This window comes from Streptomyces radicis (genome assembly GCF_003626575.1).
GTDB classification, from domain to species: Bacteria; Actinomycetota; Actinomycetes; order Streptomycetales; family Streptomycetaceae; genus Streptomyces; species Streptomyces radicis.
Window position 1 is genome coordinate 133333 of record NZ_RBDY01000007.1, and the last position, 18066, is coordinate 151398.

Consider the following 18066-nt stretch of genomic DNA (forward strand, 5'->3'; position numbering starts at 1 on the left):
GCCGACCCGCACGCCGAGCGCCTCCGCCGCCTCGGCGTAGCTCAGCCTCGACCACACGCACAGCACCGCGGCACGGCGCGCCGCGGCGCGCACGGGGGCGTGCAGGGAATGGCTCACCCCAGGTGATGATCCGTCACACCATGTCAATCACCGAGTAGCTCACCTAGCCGAGCAGCCCGCCGATAGGGCTGAGGCTGCTCCCGTCCCCCCCTTCCTCGGTGGACGGGCTCTCGTCGACGGACTCCCCGGCGTCGCCCGCGTCCGGCGACGAGGGCGCCGCGGGCTCCTCGGGAACGTACGGGTCGGGCGCGGCGGGCTGCTGCTGCGGCGCGGGAACGGTCTGCTCGGCGCTCGGGGAGCTCTCCCCCGGCGCGTCCGCGCCGGGCGCCCCCGTGTCGCCGCCGTCCTGGCCGCGTGGGCTCTCCTCGTCGGCCTGGCCGCCCCGTTCGTCGGGCGACGCCGACTCCTCGGGCGAGGCGCCGCGCTCCTCGCTCCGCTCGGACGTCTCGCCGTCCCGCTCGGGCGCCTCGTCCTCGGGCAGCGGCTCGCCCGGCAGGTGGTTGCGCGGCGGCTGGCCGGGCCCCGGCAGCGTCGGGAAGCGGTCGGAGCGCACCGCGCTGCCGAGCAGCGAGCCGATCAGCAGCGCGAGCCCGATCAGCAGCGTGGCCAGGGCCGCGCCCCTGCGCAGCACCCGGTGGCGCAGATCGGCGAGCGGGACGCGCGGGCCTAGCCTGCGCCACGCCTCGCTCGCCAGGCGCGCGTCGAGCGAGTAGACGGGCGCGCCCGCGATCAGCAGCGGCGACCAGGCGGCGGCGAGGAACAGGTCGGGGGTGTCGTACGCGGGCCCGCTCCGCCAGCTGACGGTCACGAGCAACGCGAGCGACAGCAGGACGCCGATCCCCGCGGCCAGCCGCTGCCAGAGCCCGAAGACGGTGAGCACGCCGATGATGATCTGGGTGAACGCCACGGTCAGCCCCGCGCCCACCGGGTGGGAGAGCGCCCACTGGTGCAGCGGGTCGGCCGCGCCCCACGGGTGGAGGGACGCGAGCCACGCGTTGAGCGACCCTCGCTCGCCGCCGTCGAAGTAGACGGGGTTGGTGAGCTTGCCCATCCCGGCGTAGATCGCCATGAAGCCGAGCAGCAGCCGCAGCGGCAACAGCACGACGCCCAGGCTGAGATGGCGCCCCGGGTAGTACGCCTGCCGCGCGTCGGCGCGGTGCTGGCGGGGCTCGGGGCGGGCGGCCGGCCCCGGCCCCGCGCCGCCGTCCCCTCCTGCCCCTTCGGCGTACGCGTCGTGGACACCGTCGTGGACCCCGTCGCGGGCTCCGTCGCGGCCTCCGTCGTCGGCTCCCCGGTGAACGCCGTGGTGGACACCGTCGAACGCGCCCTCGCCGCCACGCGCCGCGGGCAGCAGCCGCGTCGACTCGGAGGGCTGCGGCGCGCGGGGCCCGACCACGGGCGGGCGCGCGCCCGTGGTGACGCGCGGGAGCACCCGGGTCGCGCTCTCGGCGCGCGCGTCCCCCGCCTCGCGCACGGCGCGCAACAGCGTGCTCGCGCCCGCGTCCCCCGGCGCGCTGCGCCCCGACCACACCAGCGGGCGGCGGCGCCCCGCCGCGGGGATCCGGGGCAGCTCCGCGGTGTCGGGCACCGCGATGCTCACCGGCGGCGGGGTGGCGAGCCGCACCCGGAAACTGGCGTGGTTGACGACGACCTGGGCCGGATCGGACGGCACCTTGACCGTGCTGAGCACCGGCTCGTCCAGCGTGAGGCCGCCGCGGGGTGTTCTGGTGTCCACACTCATCTAACCGAGTGACACACGTAGAAGACACTGCCTTGACTCAGACAGGACCGAACTCTGTCCGCGACCCTTCAAGCGCGCCGCCGAGGTCAACGGCGGCGGGCGGCCTCGTACAGCACGATCCCGGCCGCCACACCGGCGTTGAGGCTCTCGGCGCCGCCCGGCATCGGGATGCGCGCGCGGATGTCGCACGTCTCCCCGACGAGCCGGGACAGGCCCTTACCCTCGCTGCCGACCACGATGACCACGGGCCCGCCGAGCGCGTCGACGTCGCCGAGCTCCATCTCGCCGTCCGCCGCGAGGCCGACCACGGTCAGCCCGGCCTTCTGGTAACTCTTCAGCGTGCGCGTGAGGTTGGTGGCGCGGGCGACCGGCGTGCGCGCCGCGGTGCCCGCCGAGGTCTTCCACGCCCCCGCCGTCATCCCGGCCGCGCGCCGCTCGGGCACGACGACGCCATGGCCGCCGAACGCGCTGGCCGAGCGGACGACCGCGCCGAGGTTCCGCGGGTCGGTGACCCCGTCGAGCGCCACGATCAGCGGCTCCTGGCCCACGTCGGCCGCCGCGTCCGTCAGGTCGTCGGGGTGGGCGTACTCGTACGGCGGGACCTGGAGGACCAGGCCCTGGTGGTTCAGCCCGCCGGTGATGCGGTCGAGCTCGGGGCGCGGCGCCTCGAGCAGGTGCACGTCGCCCCGCTCCATGGCGAGCTTGACGGCGTCGGTGACGCGGTCGTCGCTCTCCAGGAACTGCTGCACGTACAGCGTGGCCGCGGGAACGCCGCCGCGCAGCGCCTCGACCACCGGATTCCGGCCGACGACCAGCTCGGACGGCGACGTGCCGCCGCGCCGCGCCGCGGCCTTGCGGCCCGCGTCCTTGCGCGCGCGCAGCTCGGCCGCGCGCTTCTTGGGGTGGCCGGTGCGGGCCTCGGCGGGGGGCGTGGGCCCCTTGCCCTTGAGGCCGCGGCGGCGCTGGCCGCCGCTGCCGATCTGCGGCCCCTTCTTCTGGGTCGTACGGCGGTTGCGGCGCTCGCTGTTGCCTGGCATGGGTCGTCCGGTCCTTCTCAGCTGAGGTCCCAGCGGGGACCGTCGGGGGTGTCCTCGATCACCAGGCCGGCCGAGGTCAGCTCGTCCCTGATGGCGTCCGCGGTGGCGTAGTCCTTGCGCTCGCGGGCGGCCTGCCGCTGGCTCAGCACGAGGCCGACGAGCGTGTCGACCACCCCGGCGAGCTGGTCGCCGCGGCCGCCCGCGCCCGTCCATGGCGCGGCGAGCGGGTCGAGGCCGAGCACGCCGAGCATGGCCCTGACCTGGCCCGCGAGCGACGCGACGGACTCCTTGTCGCCCTCGGCGAGCGCGGCGTTGCCCTGCCTGACGGTGGTGTGCACGGCGGCGAGCGCCTGGGGAACGCCCAGGTCGTCGTCCATCGCGGCGGCGAAGTCGGCGGGCACGGCTGCGGCCGGGGCGATGTCGCCGACCTGCTCGACCGCGCGGTCGATGAAGCCCTCGACGCGCGCGAACCCGGCGTCGGCCTCGGCCAGCGCGGCCTCGCTGTACTCGATCATCGAGCGGTAGTGGGGGGTGCCCAGGTAGTACCGCAGGACGATGGGCCGCCAGCGCTTGACCATCTCGCCGACCAGCACGGAGTTCCCGAGCGACTTGCTCATCTTCTCGCCGCTCATGGTGACCCAGGCGTTGTGCGTCCAGTACCGCGCGAACGTGTCGCCCGCGGCCTTCGACTGCGCGATCTCGTTCTCGTGGTGGGGGAAGATCAGGTCGATCCCGCCGCCGTGGATGTCGAACGCCTCGCCGAGGTAGGTGTGGGCCATGGCCGAGCACTCCAGGTGCCAGCCGGGGCGGCCCGGGCCCCAGGGGGTCTCCCACGTGGGCTCGCCCGGCTTGGCGGCCTTCCACAGCGCGAAGTCGCGCGGGTCGCGCTTGCCCGCCTCGCCCTCGCCGCCCGGCTGGAGGAGCTGGTCGAGCTCCTGGTTCGACAGCTGGAGGTAGCCGGGGAAGGAGCGCACGTCGAAGTAGACGCTGCCGCCCGCGGGATAGGCGTGACCACGGTCGATCAGGGTGCGCATCAACGCGATCATCTCCGGGACATGACCGGTCGCGCGTGGCTGGTAGGTGGGCGGGAGGCAGCCGAGCGCGGCATAGGCGTCGTCGAACGCCCGCTCGTTCTCGTAGCTCAGGGACCACCACGGGCGCCCCTGGTCCGCGCTCTTCGCCAGGATCTTGTCCTCGATGTCCGTGACGTTGCGGATGAAGACGACCCGATATCCGCGGTAGGCGAACCAGCGGCGCATGATGTCGAAGTTCACGCCGGACCTGACGTGCCCGATGTGCGGGGCGGCCTGCACGGTGGCGCCACAGAGGTAGATCGAGACACAGCCCGGGGTGAGCGGGACGAAGTCACGGATCTGCCGGGCACTGGTGTCGTACAGCCGAATGGTCACGCGTCAAGAGTAGTGGGAGGAGGGTGACCCCCGCGCCGTCGCGTGGCGCGGGGGGTCGTGAACGCGTCATGTACACGCCGCGTTCGCCGCGGCGCGGCTCAGACGATGCCCTGACCGACGATACGCTCCGCCGTGACGCGCACGACGACCCGGGGGGCGTCCTGCGCGGCCGAGGGGTTGAACTCGGCGTACTTCGCGCCGACATACTTCAGGGCCAGGTCGTCGATCAGCTCCTGACCGCCCTCGGTCGTCAGCTCGGCCGTGCCGTAGACGGTGGCGTAGCTGTAGGGCGCCTCGGCGGGGAGCACCTGCACGGTGACGCGCGGGTCACGGCGCAGGTTGCGCTCCTTGCTGCGCCCCACGGTGGTGGAGATCAGCAGGTCGTCCCCGTCCCGCTTGACCCAGACCGGAGTGAGCTGGGGACTGCCGTCCCGCTGGATGGTCGCGACGGTGACGAACACCTTGCCGTCGAGCACCGCCTTGAGTCCCTCGGGGAGCGTGACTGCCACGGTGACACCTTTCTCGAGGTTCCTTCCGAGCCGTTGAATCTGGCACAACATCCTCGGCGGCGCTAGACCGTCTCCCCAGGCCCCCGGGTCGCCCGGGGCGCGGGGAGCACCAGGGCGGTGGCGATCGCGGCCAGGCCCTCGCCGCGCCCGGTCAGCCCGAGGCCGTCGGTCGTGGTGCCCGAGACGGAGACGGGCGCGCCCCCGAGCGCGTCGGAGAGCGCGCGCTGCGCCTCCGCGCGCCGCTTGCCGACGCGGGGGCGGACGCCGATGACCTGGATGGCGACGTTGCCGATCTCGAACCCGGCGGCCCGCACGATCCTGGCCGTCTCGCCCAGCAGGGCGACGCCCGAGGCGCCCGACCACTCGGGGCGGTCAGTGCCGAAGTGCTCGCCCAGGTCACCGGCGCCCGAGGCGGAGAACAGCGCGTCGCACGCGGCGTGCGCCGCCACGTCGCCGTCGGAGTGCCCCGCGAGCCCGAACTCCGCGTCCGGCCAGTGCAGTCCGGCGCACCACAGCGCGCGCCCCGGCGCGAAGGCGTGCACGTCGGTGCCGATCCCCACGCGTGGCGCTCCCAACGCCCCCAACGCGCCGTACGCTCCGAAATCTGTCTCATGCGCGGCCGTCTCAGAAGCCATCGTTGAGCCTCCGGCGGGCGAGCACGGCCTCGGCGAGGACCAGGTCGAGCGGGCGGGTCACCTTGAACGCCTCCTCATGGCCGGGGACCAGGACGACCGGCACCCCGAGCCGTTCGACGAGCCCGGCGTCGTCGGTCACGGCGGCCTCCGCGTCATCGACCAGCCGGTCGTGCGCCTTGACCAGGGTGGCGCGGTCGAACCCCTGGGGCGTCTGCACCGCGCGCAGCAGCGAACGGTCGGGGGTCGCGACGACCGGCTCGGGCGCGCCGTCGGCGGTGGGGGCGGCGATCCGCTTGACGGTGTCGGTCACCGGCAGGGCGGGGACGACGGCGGGGGCCCCCGCGTGGACGGCGGCGGCGACCGCGTCCACGGTGTCCACGGGAACGAGGGGGCGGGCCGCGTCGTGCACGAGCACCGCCTCGATGTCCTCGGGAAGCGCGTCGAGCCCGAGCCTCACGGACTCCTGCCGGGTGGCCCCGCCCGCCACGACCACCTGGTCCACGCCGGGTGGCGGGGGGTGCTCGTCGAGCAGGGAGCGGACGGCCTCGGTCTCGGCGGCCGGGGCCACGACGACGACGAGGACGACGGCCCGGGCCCTGGCCATGGCGTGGGCGGCGTGCACCAGCATCGGGGTGCCGCCGAGCGGGCGCAGTGCCTTGGGGGCGCCGGGGCCGAGGCGGACCCCGCTGCCCGCCGCGGGGATGACGGCCGCGGTGCGCGGCAGCGGGGCGCGGGCTTCAGGTGTGGTGTCTGTCATTGGGTGACGGGTGCAGGTTTGTTTGCAGGGTGGTGTTGGGTATGGCCTGAGCGTGCCGGGCACCACACGACCGGACCCTTCCGTGACAGCCGGTCGGCGGAGCTTCACGGGCCCGGCACATCGTTCGAACGATCCGTACATGCGGCAGCGCCCGTATGGCACAGGGGATGCCTCCGGGCGCTGCGGCACGTTCGTTGTCGCACGCGAAGCGGTTCGGGTCGCCGCCTTGAGTCGCTGCCATGGGTCGCGAGGCCCGCGTGGGTCGATGGGGAAAGGTGGGTGGGCCCACGACCGTCAGGAGGCGAGGACCTCGTCGAGCAGGGACTCGGCCTTGTCCTCGTTCGTCGCCTCGGCGAGAGCCAGCTCGCTGACCAGGATCTGCCGGGCCTTGGCGAGCATGCGCTTCTCACCGGCGGAGAGGCCGCGCTCACGCTCACGGCGCCACAGGTCGCGCACGACCTCGGCGACCTTGATGACGTCGCCGGACGCCAGCTTCTCCAGGTTCGCCTTGTACCGCCGGGACCAGTTGGTGGGCTCCTCGGCATACGGCGCGCGGAGCACCTCGAAGACCCGGTCCAGCCCGTCCTGGCCTACCACGTCGCGGACACCGACCAGCTCGGCATTTTCCGCCGGGACACGCACTTCCAGGTCACCCTGGGCGACCTTCAGCACCAAGTAGGTCTTGTCCACGCCTTTAATCTGGCGAGTTTCGATGGCCTCGATCAGCGCGGCCCCGTGATGGGGATAGACCACGGTGTCGCCAACCTTGAACGTCATGTGACAGGTACCCCTTCCGTGGCTCTCCATGCTAACACGGGAAGAGGCCCCTTTGAATGACGTTTTCCCAGGTCAGGACACATCTCGGGGGTTGACAAGCGCCCCGGTGGCGTGCTTCGGCGGGCCGGACGCGGCGGGTATCCGCAGGTGAGGGGGGCGATTGCGGCGTGGGGCAGTTCGTCGATCTACGTCCGAAAGAAGACAAGAAAGTTCGGTTGACCATGGAAAGGTGTCCGTTATGTCCGAGTTGGCGGAAAGTGATCGGCGGGCCCCCGCGCGCCGGGTGAATTGAGCGCGGGCGCGCGGGGGGAACGCGGCGGGAACACCCCTGTAAAGAGGGCCTGTCGGCGAATTCACGGGGGTTCACCCACGTTCACTTCAGGGGTCGCCCGAGGCGGCCGAAAAGCGCTTGGGTACCCTGTGCCCGATAGATCACCAGGATCACCAGCACCGTCCGAGGAGATGCCGCCGCCGTGAGCAGCAGCCTTCGACGCGGCGTCGCCGCCGCCTTCTTCGCGTTCTCCACCGCGGCCGCGCTGTCGGCCTGCGGGGCGGGCAACGACGCCGAGACCGGCAAGACCAGGCCGGACAACGCCAGCGCCCAGGTCGACGACATCAAGGTGCAGAGCATCAACGTCGTCCTGCCCGAGGGGCGCGAGAGCCCGGGGGGCGTCACCGGGCGGGTGTTCAACGAGGGCACATCCGACCAGGTCCTCGAGGCCATCGCGCTCCCCGACTCCGATCAGCGGGTCGAGCTGATCCCGGCCGAGGGCGAGAGCGAGGTCGTCGTCCCGGCCCGCGGCTCGGTCGCGCTGGGCGGCGAGGGCAACGTCACGGCGCTGATCGCCGACCCGGCGGCGGGCGGCATCGCGCTCGGCGACGCCGAGCAGCTGGTCTTCGTGCTGAGCGAGACGGGCGAGATCCCTCTTTCGGCGCGCGTGGTGCCGGACAACGGCACATTCGAGCACTTCGAGGACTGGGCCCCCACGGCCCCGCCCGAGCCCGACCCGAGCGAGACGCCCGGTGAGCCCGAGGGCCCCGAGGACGGCGCCATCGGGGAGACGGGCGAGACCGGCGACCTCGAGAACCCCGAGACACCCGAGACACCCGAGACCGGTGAGGTGGAGGGCGGTGGCGCAACCGACGACGAGGGCACCGTGGACGGCACGACGGACGGCGGCGTCGCCGAAGGGACCGTCGACGGCACGGTCGGCTGAAGCCCCACGCGCGGAACGCCGGTGCCCCGACGTCATGACGTCGGGGCACCGGCGTTCCGCCGTCACGGCTCGAACTTGTAGCCGAGGCCGCGGACGGTGACCAGGTAGCGCGGCGCGCCGGGGTCGGGCTCGATCTTGGCGCGCAGCCGCTTCACGTGGACGTCGAGCGTCTTGGTGTCGCCGACGTAGTCCGCGCCCCAGACCCGGTCGATGAGCTGCATGCGGGTCAGCACGCGGCCCGCGTTGCGCAGGAGCATCGCCAGCAGGTCGAACTCCTTGAGCGGCAGGTCGACCTTGCGGCCCGAGACGGTGACCACGTGCCGGTCGACGTCCATCCTGACCGGGCCCGCCTCGAGGGCGGCCGGGCTCTCCTCCTCCGACTCCCCGCGGCGGCGGAGCACCGCGCGGATGCGGGCGACCAGCTCCCGCGAGGAGAACGGCTTGGTCACATAGTCGTCGGCCCCTATTTCCAGGCCGACGACCTTGTCGATCTCACTGTCCTTGGCGGTCACCATGATGACCGGGACGTTGGAGCGGCCCCGCAGCTGGCGGCAGACCTCGGTGCCGGGCAGCCCGGGCAGCATGAGGTCGAGCAGGACCAGATCGGCGCCGTTGCGCTCGAACTCGTCCAGTCCCTCGGGCCCCGTGGCCGCGGTGGCGACCTCGAAGCCCTCCTTGCGGAGCATGTACGAAAGGACGTCGCTGAACGACTCTTCGTCCTCGACGACGAGCACTCGGGTCACGGGAGGACCTCCCGGGCAGTTTCGTTGGTGCGGGTGGAGTGTGGCTCCGGTCCGGCGACGGCTTCCGGGCTGTCGAGGAACTCGGCCGGTTCATGCAGGGTGCCACCGAGGCCGTCCCGCTTCTTGCGGGCGGCGAGGTGGCGGTCCCGCGCGCTGCTGGGTTCCGGCAGCCGCAGGGTGAAGGTGGAGCCCTGGCCTTCGGCGCTCCACACCTGGACCTCCCCGCCGTGCGAGGCGGCCACGTGTTTGACGATGGCAAGGCCGAGGCCCGTGCCTCCGGTCGCCCGGGAGCGGGCGGGGTCGACGCGGTAGAAGCGCTCGAAGACGCGTTCGCGGTCGGTCTCGGGGATGCCGATGCCCTGGTCGGTCACGGCGATCTCGATCAGCTCGCCGCCCTGGACGCGCAGCCGGGATCCGGCGATCGCGACGCGGGTGTGGGGCGGGCTGTAGTTGACGGCGTTCTCCACCAGGTTGCCGAGGGCCGCGGCGAGCTGCGCCCGGTTCCCCCAGACGCTCAGGTCGTCAACGCCCCCCGAGGCGATGGTGATGTGCTTGCTGTCGGCCTGCTGGCGGCAGCGCTCCAACGCCTCGGTGACGAGGTCGGCGGCCGGGACGAGCTCGGCGTTGGACAGCATGTCGTTGTCCTGGACCCTGGAGAGGTCGATCAGCTCCTGGATCAGGTTGGTCAGCCGGGTCGCCTCGTACTGCATGCGGCCCGCGAAGCGGCTGACCGCCTCGGGGTCGTCCGCGGCGTCGAGCACCGCCTCGGAGAGCAGGGAGAGGGCGCCCGCGGGGGTCTTCAGCTCGTGGCTGACGTTGGCGACGAAGTCGCGGCGGACCGCCTCGATGCGGCGGGCCTCGGTCAGGTCCTCGACGAGCAGGAGCACGAGGCGGGAGCCGAGGGGCGCGGCGCGGGCCGAGACGGCCAGCACGTCGGCCCTTCCCAGGCCCCGGCCGCGGCGCGGCAGGTCCAGCTCCATCTCCCGGATCTCCCCGTCCCGCCGGGTGTCACGCGCCATCGTGAGCATGGGCTCGACGGCAAGCCTGCCGCCGCGCACCAGGCCGAGAGCGTACGCGGCCGAGCTGGCCTTGACCACACCGTCCCCGTCGTCGAGGACGACGGCGGAGGAGCGCAGCACGGACAGGACGGTGTCGACGCCCGGGGGCAGGGTGGCCTCGGTGGTGGGGGGTGCGCCATGGGAACGCGTGCGCTCGCGTTCGCTCAGACGGAATGCCAGCATGGCGACCACGCCGGTGCAGAGACCGGCTATCGCCGCCACGGCGGCGACCGCCGCGTTCACGTCCATATCCTCAGATTAGGCGTGGGGGGCAAGGGGGCCACAGATGTGACTGAAGATGCTCGTCAGCCTGCCCGCGAGAGTTCACCTTGCCGACAGCGATGATTCACTTGACGGGACGGAATCGGCCGCCTTCCGGGCAGAGCTTGGGACGATACAGAAGAGGAATGGCCGCGGAGCAGTCGAGGAAGGACAAGATCAGTCATGCGTGACGCGTATCACGAGGAGCTCGACGCGATCAGCGACAGCCTGGTGGAGATGGCGCGCTTCGTGGGGTCGGCCATCGGCCGGGCCACGACGGCGATGCTCGACGCCGACCTGAAGCTCGCCGAGAGCGTGATCGCCGCCGACGAGCGGGTCGACGACATGCAGCGGAGCCTGGAGGCGTCGGCCGTCGCCCTGCTGGCCCGCCAGCAGCCGGTGGCGACCGATCTGCGGATCGTCGTGATGTCGCTGCGGATGAGCGCCGACCTGGAGCGCTGCGGCGACCTCGCCCAGCACGTGGCCAAGGTGGCCAGGCTGCGCTTCCCCGACTCCGCGGTGCCGAGGGACCTCACCGCGACGATCCTGGAGATGGGGCAGCTGGCCCAGCGGCTGATGGCCAAGGCGACCGAGGTGCTGATCACCAAGGACGTCGACCTGGCGATGCAGCTCGAGCAGGACGACGACGAGATGGACTCGCTGCACCGCACCCTCTTCAGCCACCTGCTGGACGAGCGGTGGAACCACGGCATAGAGACCGCCGTCGACGTGACGCTGCTCGGGCGCTACTACGAGCGGTTCGCCGACCACGCCGTGTCGATCGCGCGGCGCGTGGTCTACCTGGTCACCGGGGAGCACGCGGATGAGTTCACGCCGGAGCCGGAAGCTACCGTCTGAGCCGTTTCACCACCGCGCGCCGGTTGTGCGCCGTTGACGGTCGGGGGAGGGGCGGGCGTCCAATGTGGGGGGACATCCGCCGAACGAGGAGAGGGATCCATGGCCGCCTCACCCGCCTCACCCGCCCCGATATCCCAGCCCGCCCCCAAGACCCCGCGCCGCCCACTGCCGCTGCTCGCCGGCTGTGGCTGCGGCTCCGGCTGCTCCTGCGGCTGCCAGTCCGGCTCGTCCTGCCAGTGCGGCGGGAACTGCGGCTGAGATCCCCCACGCCGCCCCCACGGGCGGCGCTGCCCCGGGGCCGCCCTGTGCGCGCCCGGCGCGTTCACGGTCGGCCCGCGCTCACGGTCAGGGTCGGCCCCAGGGCAGCTCGGCGGTCAGCTCGAACGACGTGCCGCTGACGCGGTGGGTCAGGGTGCCGCCGTCGAGCGCGGCGCGTTCCTCCAGGCCCGCGAGTCCCGCGCCCGCGCCCGGGATGGCCGACGCGCCCCCGGGTGCGCCGGCGGGCAGCTCGTTCGCGACGGTCACGGTGAGCCCCTCGCCGGGGCCGCCGGTCACCGTCACGGTCACCTCGCGCCCCGGGGCGTGCTTGCGCGCGTTGGTCAGGCCCTCCTGGACCACGCGGTAGACGGTGCGCCGCGCCTGGCCGCGCGGCCCAGCGGCCGGGTCCTCGGCCGCGGCGGCGTCGTACGCGGCGACCAGGGTCACGCGCTGGCCCGCGTTCCGCGCGTCCGCGACCAGGTCCGCGATGTCGGCGAGCCCGGGCTGCGGCGACTCGCCCACCGCGTCGGTGCCGCGCAGCACGGTCAGCACGTCGCGCAGCTCCTCGAGTGCCTGGTGGGCGGTGTCCCTGATGAGCTGGGCGCTGTCGCTGATCTCGCCGGACGAGAGCGCGGTCGCGGGGGCGTCCTTGCCGGTGCGGTACGCCAGCGCGCCGGCGTGCACGGAGAGCAGCGATACGCGGTGCGCGAGGACGTCGTGCATCTCCCTGGCGATGGCCTCGCGTTCGGCCCTGCGGGCGTCGGCGAGGCGGCGGGCGTGCTCGGCCCTCTCCCGCCTGGCCTCCGCCCTGGCCTCGTCGGAGAGCCGCAGCACGGTCTGCCGCCGCAGCCGCATCCAGGCGCCCCACGAGAAGAACGACAGGTAGTACGCGGGATAGAACGCGAACGTGGCCCAGCCGCCCTCGTTCGGGACGGCGTAGACGAGCGTGTAGGGCAGCGCCGTCAGCGCGTGCAGGGCCAGGACCGCGGCGCCGGTGCGCCAGGGGGCGCGCAGCCCGAGGTTGAGGATGGCGACGGTGAGCGGGCCGAACGACGTGCTGGTCCACGCGCCCGGCACGATCAGCACGACGGCGAGCAGGACGGGGTGGCGGCGGCGGAACCAGATGGCGAGGCAGCCGAGCGCCCCGATGGGCGGGTCGGCGGCCCGCATCCAGCCGGGGACATAGGCGGGGAGGTTGGCGGCGAACAGCAGCCATATCCCCACCGCCCACGCGAAGAGCAGCGAGTCGACGAGCCAGTCGCGGCCCGAGCGGCGGAGGCGGCGCGGGTCCGTGGCGGGGGCCTGGTCAGGGTCGGCGCGCAGCCGGTCCCGCAGCTCGGCGGGCAGCAGCCAGCGGTGCTCCCATGTCTCCCCGGCCCCCGTCTCCGTCATGCGGTCCGCGTGCCCCCGCTACTTCTTGCCCTGGTTCTTCACGGCCTCGATCGCGGCCTTCGCGGCCTCGGGGTCGAGGTAGGTGCCGCCGCGGACGACCGGGTGGAAGTCGGCGTCGAGCTCGTAGAGCAGCGGGATGCCGGTGGGGATGTTGAGGCCCACGATGTCCTCGTCGGAGACGCCGTCGAGGTGCTTGACCAGGGCGCGCAGGCTGTTGCCGTGCGCGGTGACGAGCACGGTGCGCCCGGCGTTCAGGTCGGGGACGATGCCGTCGTACCAGTACGGCAGCATGCGCACGACGACGTCCTCGAGGCACTCGGTGCGCGGGCGCAGCTCGCTGGGGATCGCGGCGTAGCGCGGGTCGTCGCTCTGCGACCACTCGGCGCCGTCGGCCAGCTCGGGCGGCGGGGTGTCGTAGGAGCGGCGCCACTTCATGAACTGCTCCTCGCCGAACTCCGCGAGGGTGGCGGCCTTGTCCTTGCCCTGGAGCGCGCCGTAGTGGCGTTCGTTCAGGCGCCAGCTGCGGCGCACCGGGATCCAGGCGCGGTCGGCGGCGTCGAGCGCGAGGTTGGCGGTGCGGATGGCGCGCTTGAGCGTCGAGGTGTGCAGCACGTCGGGGAGCAGGCCGGCGTCCTTCAGCAGCTCGCCGCCGCGGACGGCCTCCTTCTCGCCCTTCTCGGTCAGGTTGACGTCCACCCAGCCGGTGAAGAGATTCTTCGCGTTCCACTCGCTCTCGCCGTGGCGGAGCAGGATCAGCTTGTTCGGTGCGTCGGCCATGCCCCGAGACTAGACGAGCCCGCGTGGGCGGCCGGATGCGGCCTGGAGTTGGCTGAGGGTACAAAGTGGAAGAATGACGACCATTCTGCGGCGCTGGCGAAGGCACCGGCATTCGGTGCTCAGCGTCCGCAGTGTCGTGGGCCAGATGTTCATCCTGCTGATCGGCCTCGTTCTGCTGCTGGTCGCCGCGTCCGTGCTGATCCTCTACCTCCACGTCCGGCACGGCGCCAAGGACGGCGCGGCCACGCGCTCCCTCGTCACCGCCCAGACCTTCGCCAACGCGCCCGGCACGGCCGAGGCCATCCGCTCCTCCGATCCGACCGCCGAGCTCCAGCCGCGCGCCGAGGAGGTCCGCGAGCGCACGCACACCGACTTCGTCGTCGTGCTGAACCGCGAGGGCATCCGCTTCACCCACCCCGACCCCGACCGCATCGGCGAGCGGTTCATCGGCACCTTCGAGCCGGCCAGGGAGGGCAAGGTGGTCAGGGAGACGACCGAGGGCACCCTCGGCCCCTCGGTGCGCTCGGTCGTGCCGGTGCGCGACGAGGACGGCGAGGTCATCGGCATGGTGGCGGCCGGGGTGACCCTCGAGCGGATCGACCTCGCCGCCATCAACGAGCTGCCGCTGCTCCTCGGCGCGGGCGCGGCCGTCGTCGTTCTCGCCACGGGCGCCGCGGGGCTGGTCAGCCGCAGGCTGCTGCGCCAGACCAGGGGCATGGGCCCGGCCGAGATCACCCGCATGTACGAGCAGCACGACGCGGTCTTGCACGCGGTCCGCGAGGGCATGGTGATCGTGGACGACAGGCGGCGGCTGCTGCTCATGAACGAGGAGGCCAAGCGGCTGCTCGGGCTCCCCGACGACGCCACGGGCCGGGACATCGACGACCTCGGCCTCGACCGGGCGACCGTCGCGCTGCTGTCGTCCGAGGACGCGGTCACCGACGAGGTGCACATGGCGGGCGGGCGGCTCCTCACCGTCAACCACCGGCTGACCGTCCCGCCCGGCCGCCCCGGCAGCACGGTGACCACGCTGCGCGACACCACCGAGCTGCGGGCGGCCTCGGGGCGCGCGGAGGCGGCGCAGAAGCGGCTCGAGCTGCTGTACGCGGCGGGCATCGCCATCGGCACCACGCTCGATGTCATCCGCACCGCGGAGGAGCTCACGGAGGTGGCCGTCCCCGAGTTCGCCGACTACGTCACCGTCGACCTGGTCGAGCCGGTGTTCCGCGGCGGCGACAGCAACGGCGCCGAGAACCGCATGCGCAGGGCCGCCACCGGAGGCGGCACCCCTGGCCACCCGGTGCGAGGGCCGCACACCACGCTGCGCCTCAACGCCGACATCCCGCAGGTGCGCGCCCTGGCCGCGGGGCGGGCCGTGGTCGAGAACGACCTGCACGGCACCGACTGGTGGCAGGCCGGGGACGAGGAGTACGCCGCGAGCCTGATGCGCCACGGCTTCCACGCCACCATCTGCGCCCCCCTGCACGCCAGGGGCGTGGTGCTCGGCGTCGCGGGCTTCTGGCGCGCCGAGCGGCAGGAGCCGTTCGACGGCGAGGACCTGTCGCTGGCCGAGGAGCTGGCGGCGCGCACGGCGGTGTGCGTCGACAACGCGCGCCGTTACGCCCGCGAGCACGAGATGGCCGCGACGCTCCAGCGCAGCCTGCTGCCCCGGGGGCTGCCCGAGCAGAACGCCGTGGAGACGGCGTACCGCTACCGGCCCGCCGAGGCGGTCGGCGGCGACTTCTTCGACGTCATCCCGCTCTCGGGCGCCCGCGTCGCGCTCGTGGTCGGCGACGTCGTCGGGCACGGGCTGCACGCCGCGGCGACCATGGGGCGGCTGCGGACGGCCGTGCACAACTTCGCCGCGCTCGACCTGCCGCCCGACGAGCTGCTCGGGCGCCTCGACGAGCTGGCCGACCGCGACGACCGGGACAGCGACGGCCGGGAAGGGCAGGACGGCCTCGACGCCGACGGGACCGGCGCGGTCACCGGCGCGACGTGCCTGTACGCGATCTACGACCCGGTGGAGCGGCTGTGCACGCTGGCCACCGCTGGGCACCTGCCGCCCGTGCTCGTGCACCCCGACGGCACGGTGGAGTTCCCCGAGCTGACCGCGCACCCGCCGCTCGGCGTGGCGGGGATGCCGTTCGAGCCGACCGAGCTGCGGCTGGCCGAGGGCACCAGGATCGTGCTCTACACCGACGGGCTGATCGAGGCCCGCGACCGGGACATCGACGTGGGGCTCGGGCTGCTGCGCGACGCGCTGACCGGCGCGCCCGACGATCCCGACGCGGCGTGCGACCGCGTGCTCGAGGCGCTGCTGCCCGAGCGGCCGACCGACGACGTGGCCGTGCTGATCGCCCGCACCAAGGCGTTGGCGCCGCAGCAGGTCGCGTCGTGGGACGTGCCGTTCACGCCGTCCGCGGTGGCCGAGGGGCGGGCGGCGGCGGGGCGGCAGCTGGCGGCGTGGGGGCTGACGGAGATCGTGTTCATCACCGAGCTGATCCTGTCCGAGATGATCACCAACGCCCTGGTGCACGGCTCGGGCCCGATCCGGGTCAGGCTGCTGCGGGACCGCACGCTCATCTGCGAGGTCTCCGACGGCAGCAGCACGTCGCCGCACCCGCGGAACGCCGCCGCGACCGACGAGGGCGGGCGCGGGCTCTTCCTGGTCGCGCAGTACGCCGACCGCTGGGGCACCCGCTACACGGCGGAGGGCAAGGTCATCTGGGCGGAGCAGCGCCTGCCCCACCGTCCGCGCCGGTGACGCGGGAGAACGCGTCCAGGTTCCGCGTGGACTCGCCGCGGGCGGTGCGCCACGCGTACTCCTTGCGGATGGCCTCGGCGAAGCCCAGCTCGAGCAGGGTGTTGAACGAGCTGTCCGCCGTCTCGAGCACCGCGCCGAGCAGCCGGTCGATCTCGTCGGCGGTCACCGCGGCCAGCGGCAGGCGGCCCACCAGGTAGATGTCGCCGAGGCCGTCGACGGCGAACGCGACGCCGTGCAGCCTGGGGTTGCGGCCGAGCAGCCAGCGGTGCACGGCCTCGTGGTTCTCGTCGGGGCGGCGGACGACGAACGCGTTCACCGAGAGGGAGTGGCGGCCCAGCACGAGCGAGCACGTCGTGGAGAGCTTGCGGGTGCCCGGCAGGGTCACGACATAACGCCCGTCCCCCGGTGACTCCCACGCCACGCCCATGTCGGTCAGCGCGCCCTCGATCACCCGCCGCGGATCAGCCATGGCCCCGAGACCAAGCCCTGGCGCGCTGCCGGGCCGGGGCGCGGGCCGCCAGGGCCTCGCGGTAGACGGCGAGGGTGTCGGTCGCGGTGGCCGACCAGCCGAAGCGCCGCGCGTGGAGCGCCGCCGCGCCGCCGAGCGCCTCGGACAGCTCGGGCCGTTCGGCGAAGCGGCGCAGGGCGTCCGCGTAGTGCACCGGGTCGTGCCCTTCGATCAGGAAGCCGGTGACCCCGTCCCGCACCACCACGGGCAGCCCGCCCACCGCGGCGGCGACCACGGGCGTCCCGCACGCCTGCGCCTCGGCGGCCACCAGGCCGAACGACTCGCTGTAGGACGGCATGACCAGGACGTTCGCCGCCCGGTACCAGTCGGCGAGCGCGTCCTGGCCGACCGGCGGGTGGAACCGCACCAGGTCGGCGACGCCGAGGCGGGCCGCGAGCTTCTGCATCCGCTCGGGCCTGGCCAGGCCGCTGCCGCTCGGCCCGCCGACGATGGGCACCACGAGGCGCGAGCGCAGCGACGGGTCGGCGTCGAGCAGCTCGCGGACGGCGTACAGCAGGATGTCGGGCGCCTTGAGCGGCTGGATCCGCCCGGCGAACAGCGGGACGAACGCCTCCCGCGGCAGCCCGAGTCGGGCGCGCGCGGCGGCCCGCCCCGCGCCGGGCGTGAAACGCGTGAGGTTCACGCCGGGGTGCACGACGGCCGTGCGCGGCGGGTCGGCGTCGTAGTACCGGACGAGCTGGGCCGCCTCCTCCGTCGTGTTGGCGATCAGCCGGTCGGCCGCGCGGACGATCTGGGTCTCGCCGATGACGCGGGCGGCGGGCTCGGGGGTGTCGCCCGCGGCGAGGGCGGCGTTCTTCACCTTGGCCATGGTGTGCATCGCGTGCACGAGCGGCACGCCCCAGCGCTGGGAGGCGAGCCAGCCGACGTGCCCCGAGAGCCAGTAGTGCGAGTGGACCACGTCGAAGTAGCCCGGGTGGTGCCCGGCCCAGATCTGCATCACGCCATGGGTGAACGCGCACAGCTGCGCGGGCAGCTCCTCCTTGCTCAGGCCCTCGTAGGGCCCGGCGTCCACGTGCCGCACCAGCACGCCGGGGGCCAGCTCGCAGACGGGCTCGCGCGTGCCCGATGTGGCGCGGGTGAAGATCTCGACCTCGATGCCGAGCGCGGCCAGCTCCCGCGACAGCTCCACCATGTAGACGTTCATCCCCCCGGCGTCCCCGGTGCCCGGCTGGTCAAGCGGTGAGGTGTGCACACTCAGCATGGCGACCCGGCGGATGTGTCGCACCACGCCTCCTGTCGACGTCGGCTCGGCTTTACGGGACGGGTGACCCGTCGTGTCCT

At 73.4% G+C, this 18066-nt stretch carries 17 protein-coding genes; 4 read left to right on the plus strand and 13 right to left on the minus strand.

Annotated features, from left to right (window positions below; genetic code table 11):
- Positions 1-163: 163 nt before the first annotated feature.
- The 7 genes from D7318_RS12690 to D7318_RS12720 all read right to left on the minus strand — a co-directional run bounded on the left by D7318_RS12690 (position 164) and on the right by D7318_RS12720 (position 6925).
- Positions 164-1801, minus strand: coding sequence for a DoxX family membrane protein (locus tag D7318_RS12690; RefSeq protein ID WP_120697038.1), 1638 nt, complete (start codon positions 1799-1801; stop codon positions 164-166).
- A gap of 86 nt (positions 1802-1887) precedes the next feature.
- Positions 1888-2838, minus strand: coding sequence for a 23S rRNA (guanosine(2251)-2'-O)-methyltransferase RlmB (gene rlmB / locus D7318_RS12695; protein ID WP_120697039.1), 951 nt, complete (start codon positions 2836-2838; stop codon positions 1888-1890).
- Between the two features lie 17 nt (positions 2839-2855).
- A complete protein-coding gene (gene cysS / locus D7318_RS12700) occupies positions 2856-4247 on the minus strand; it encodes a cysteine--tRNA ligase (RefSeq protein ID WP_120697040.1) in 1392 nt (463 codons plus the stop codon).
- 98 nt (positions 4248-4345) lie between these two features.
- The gene (locus D7318_RS12705; protein ID WP_120697041.1) at positions 4346-4756 is read right to left on the minus strand and encodes a PPOX class F420-dependent oxidoreductase; all 411 of its coding nucleotides are present in this window, start codon (positions 4754-4756) and stop codon (positions 4346-4348) included.
- A gap of 62 nt (positions 4757-4818) precedes the next feature.
- Positions 4819-5391: a 2-C-methyl-D-erythritol 2,4-cyclodiphosphate synthase gene (gene ispF / locus D7318_RS12710; RefSeq protein WP_120697042.1), complete on the minus strand. Its 573-nt coding sequence runs from the start codon at positions 5389-5391 to the stop codon at positions 4819-4821.
- Positions 5381-6148 carry a 2-C-methyl-D-erythritol 4-phosphate cytidylyltransferase gene (gene ispD / locus D7318_RS12715; RefSeq protein ID WP_120697043.1) on the minus strand — a complete coding sequence of 256 codons (768 nt, stop codon included), beginning with the start codon at positions 6146-6148 and terminating at the stop codon, positions 5381-5383. Before ispD ends, ispF begins: the two co-directional genes overlap by 11 nt.
- A gap of 294 nt (positions 6149-6442) precedes the next feature.
- Positions 6443-6925 (minus strand): CarD family transcriptional regulator, encoded by a 483-nt coding sequence (locus D7318_RS12720; RefSeq protein WP_049563928.1) that lies wholly within the window; start codon positions 6923-6925, stop codon positions 6443-6445.
- Positions 6926-7398: 473 nt separating this feature from the next.
- Here D7318_RS12720 and D7318_RS12725 point away from each other — a divergent pair, with 473 nt between their 5' ends.
- Positions 7399-8142, plus strand: a complete 744-nt coding sequence (locus D7318_RS12725; protein ID WP_120697044.1) for a prolipoprotein diacylglyceryl transferase — start codon at positions 7399-7401, stop codon at positions 8140-8142.
- Between the two features lie 62 nt (positions 8143-8204).
- Here the strand turns inward: D7318_RS12725 and D7318_RS12730 are convergent, their stop codons facing one another.
- Together D7318_RS12730 and D7318_RS12735 are read right to left on the minus strand one after the other, a co-directional pair.
- Complete coding sequence (locus tag D7318_RS12730) at positions 8205-8885, minus strand: response regulator transcription factor (protein ID WP_113687309.1); 681 nt, start codon at positions 8883-8885, stop codon at positions 8205-8207.
- On the minus strand, positions 8882-10192 hold the full coding sequence (locus D7318_RS12735; protein ID WP_120697045.1) for a sensor histidine kinase: 1311 nt from the start codon (positions 10190-10192) through the stop codon (positions 8882-8884). Before D7318_RS12735 ends, D7318_RS12730 begins: the two co-directional genes overlap by 4 nt.
- 195 nt (positions 10193-10387) lie before the next feature.
- On the opposite strand from D7318_RS12735, the gene phoU reads away from it, so the two are divergent.
- Positions 10388-11062, plus strand: a complete 675-nt coding sequence (phoU, locus tag D7318_RS12740) for a phosphate signaling complex protein PhoU (protein WP_113687311.1) — start codon at positions 10388-10390, stop codon at positions 11060-11062.
- A 99-nt stretch (positions 11063-11161) separates the two neighbouring features.
- Positions 11162-11320 carry a hypothetical protein gene (locus D7318_RS32815; RefSeq protein WP_183091393.1) on the plus strand — a complete coding sequence of 53 codons (159 nt, stop codon included), beginning with the start codon at positions 11162-11164 and terminating at the stop codon, positions 11318-11320.
- An 87-nt stretch (positions 11321-11407) separates the two neighbouring features.
- Here the strand turns inward: D7318_RS32815 and D7318_RS12745 are convergent, their stop codons facing one another.
- Complete coding sequence (locus D7318_RS12745; protein WP_120697046.1) at positions 11408-12712, minus strand: sensor histidine kinase; 1305 nt, start codon at positions 12710-12712, stop codon at positions 11408-11410.
- Between the two features lie 18 nt (positions 12713-12730).
- Positions 12731-13489, minus strand: a complete 759-nt coding sequence (locus D7318_RS12750) for a phosphoglyceromutase (RefSeq protein ID WP_120697047.1) — start codon at positions 13487-13489, stop codon at positions 12731-12733.
- A gap of 73 nt (positions 13490-13562) precedes the next feature.
- On the opposite strand from D7318_RS12750, the gene D7318_RS12755 reads away from it, so the two are divergent.
- Positions 13563-16256, plus strand: coding sequence for a SpoIIE family protein phosphatase/ATP-binding protein (locus D7318_RS12755; RefSeq protein WP_230423680.1), 2694 nt, complete (start codon positions 13563-13565; stop codon positions 16254-16256).
- Here the strand turns inward: D7318_RS12755 and D7318_RS12760 are convergent.
- Positions 16213-16725 carry a type III secretion system chaperone family protein gene (locus D7318_RS12760; RefSeq protein WP_120697048.1) on the minus strand — a complete coding sequence of 171 codons (513 nt, stop codon included), beginning with the start codon at positions 16723-16725 and terminating at the stop codon, positions 16213-16215. The two genes, D7318_RS12755 and D7318_RS12760, sit on opposite strands and share 44 nt — an antisense overlap.
- Positions 16718-17986: a D-inositol-3-phosphate glycosyltransferase gene (mshA, locus tag D7318_RS12765; protein ID WP_120697147.1), complete on the minus strand. Its 1269-nt coding sequence runs from the start codon at positions 17984-17986 to the stop codon at positions 16718-16720. Before mshA ends, D7318_RS12760 begins: the two co-directional genes overlap by 8 nt.
- Positions 17987-18066: the final 80 nt, after the last annotated feature.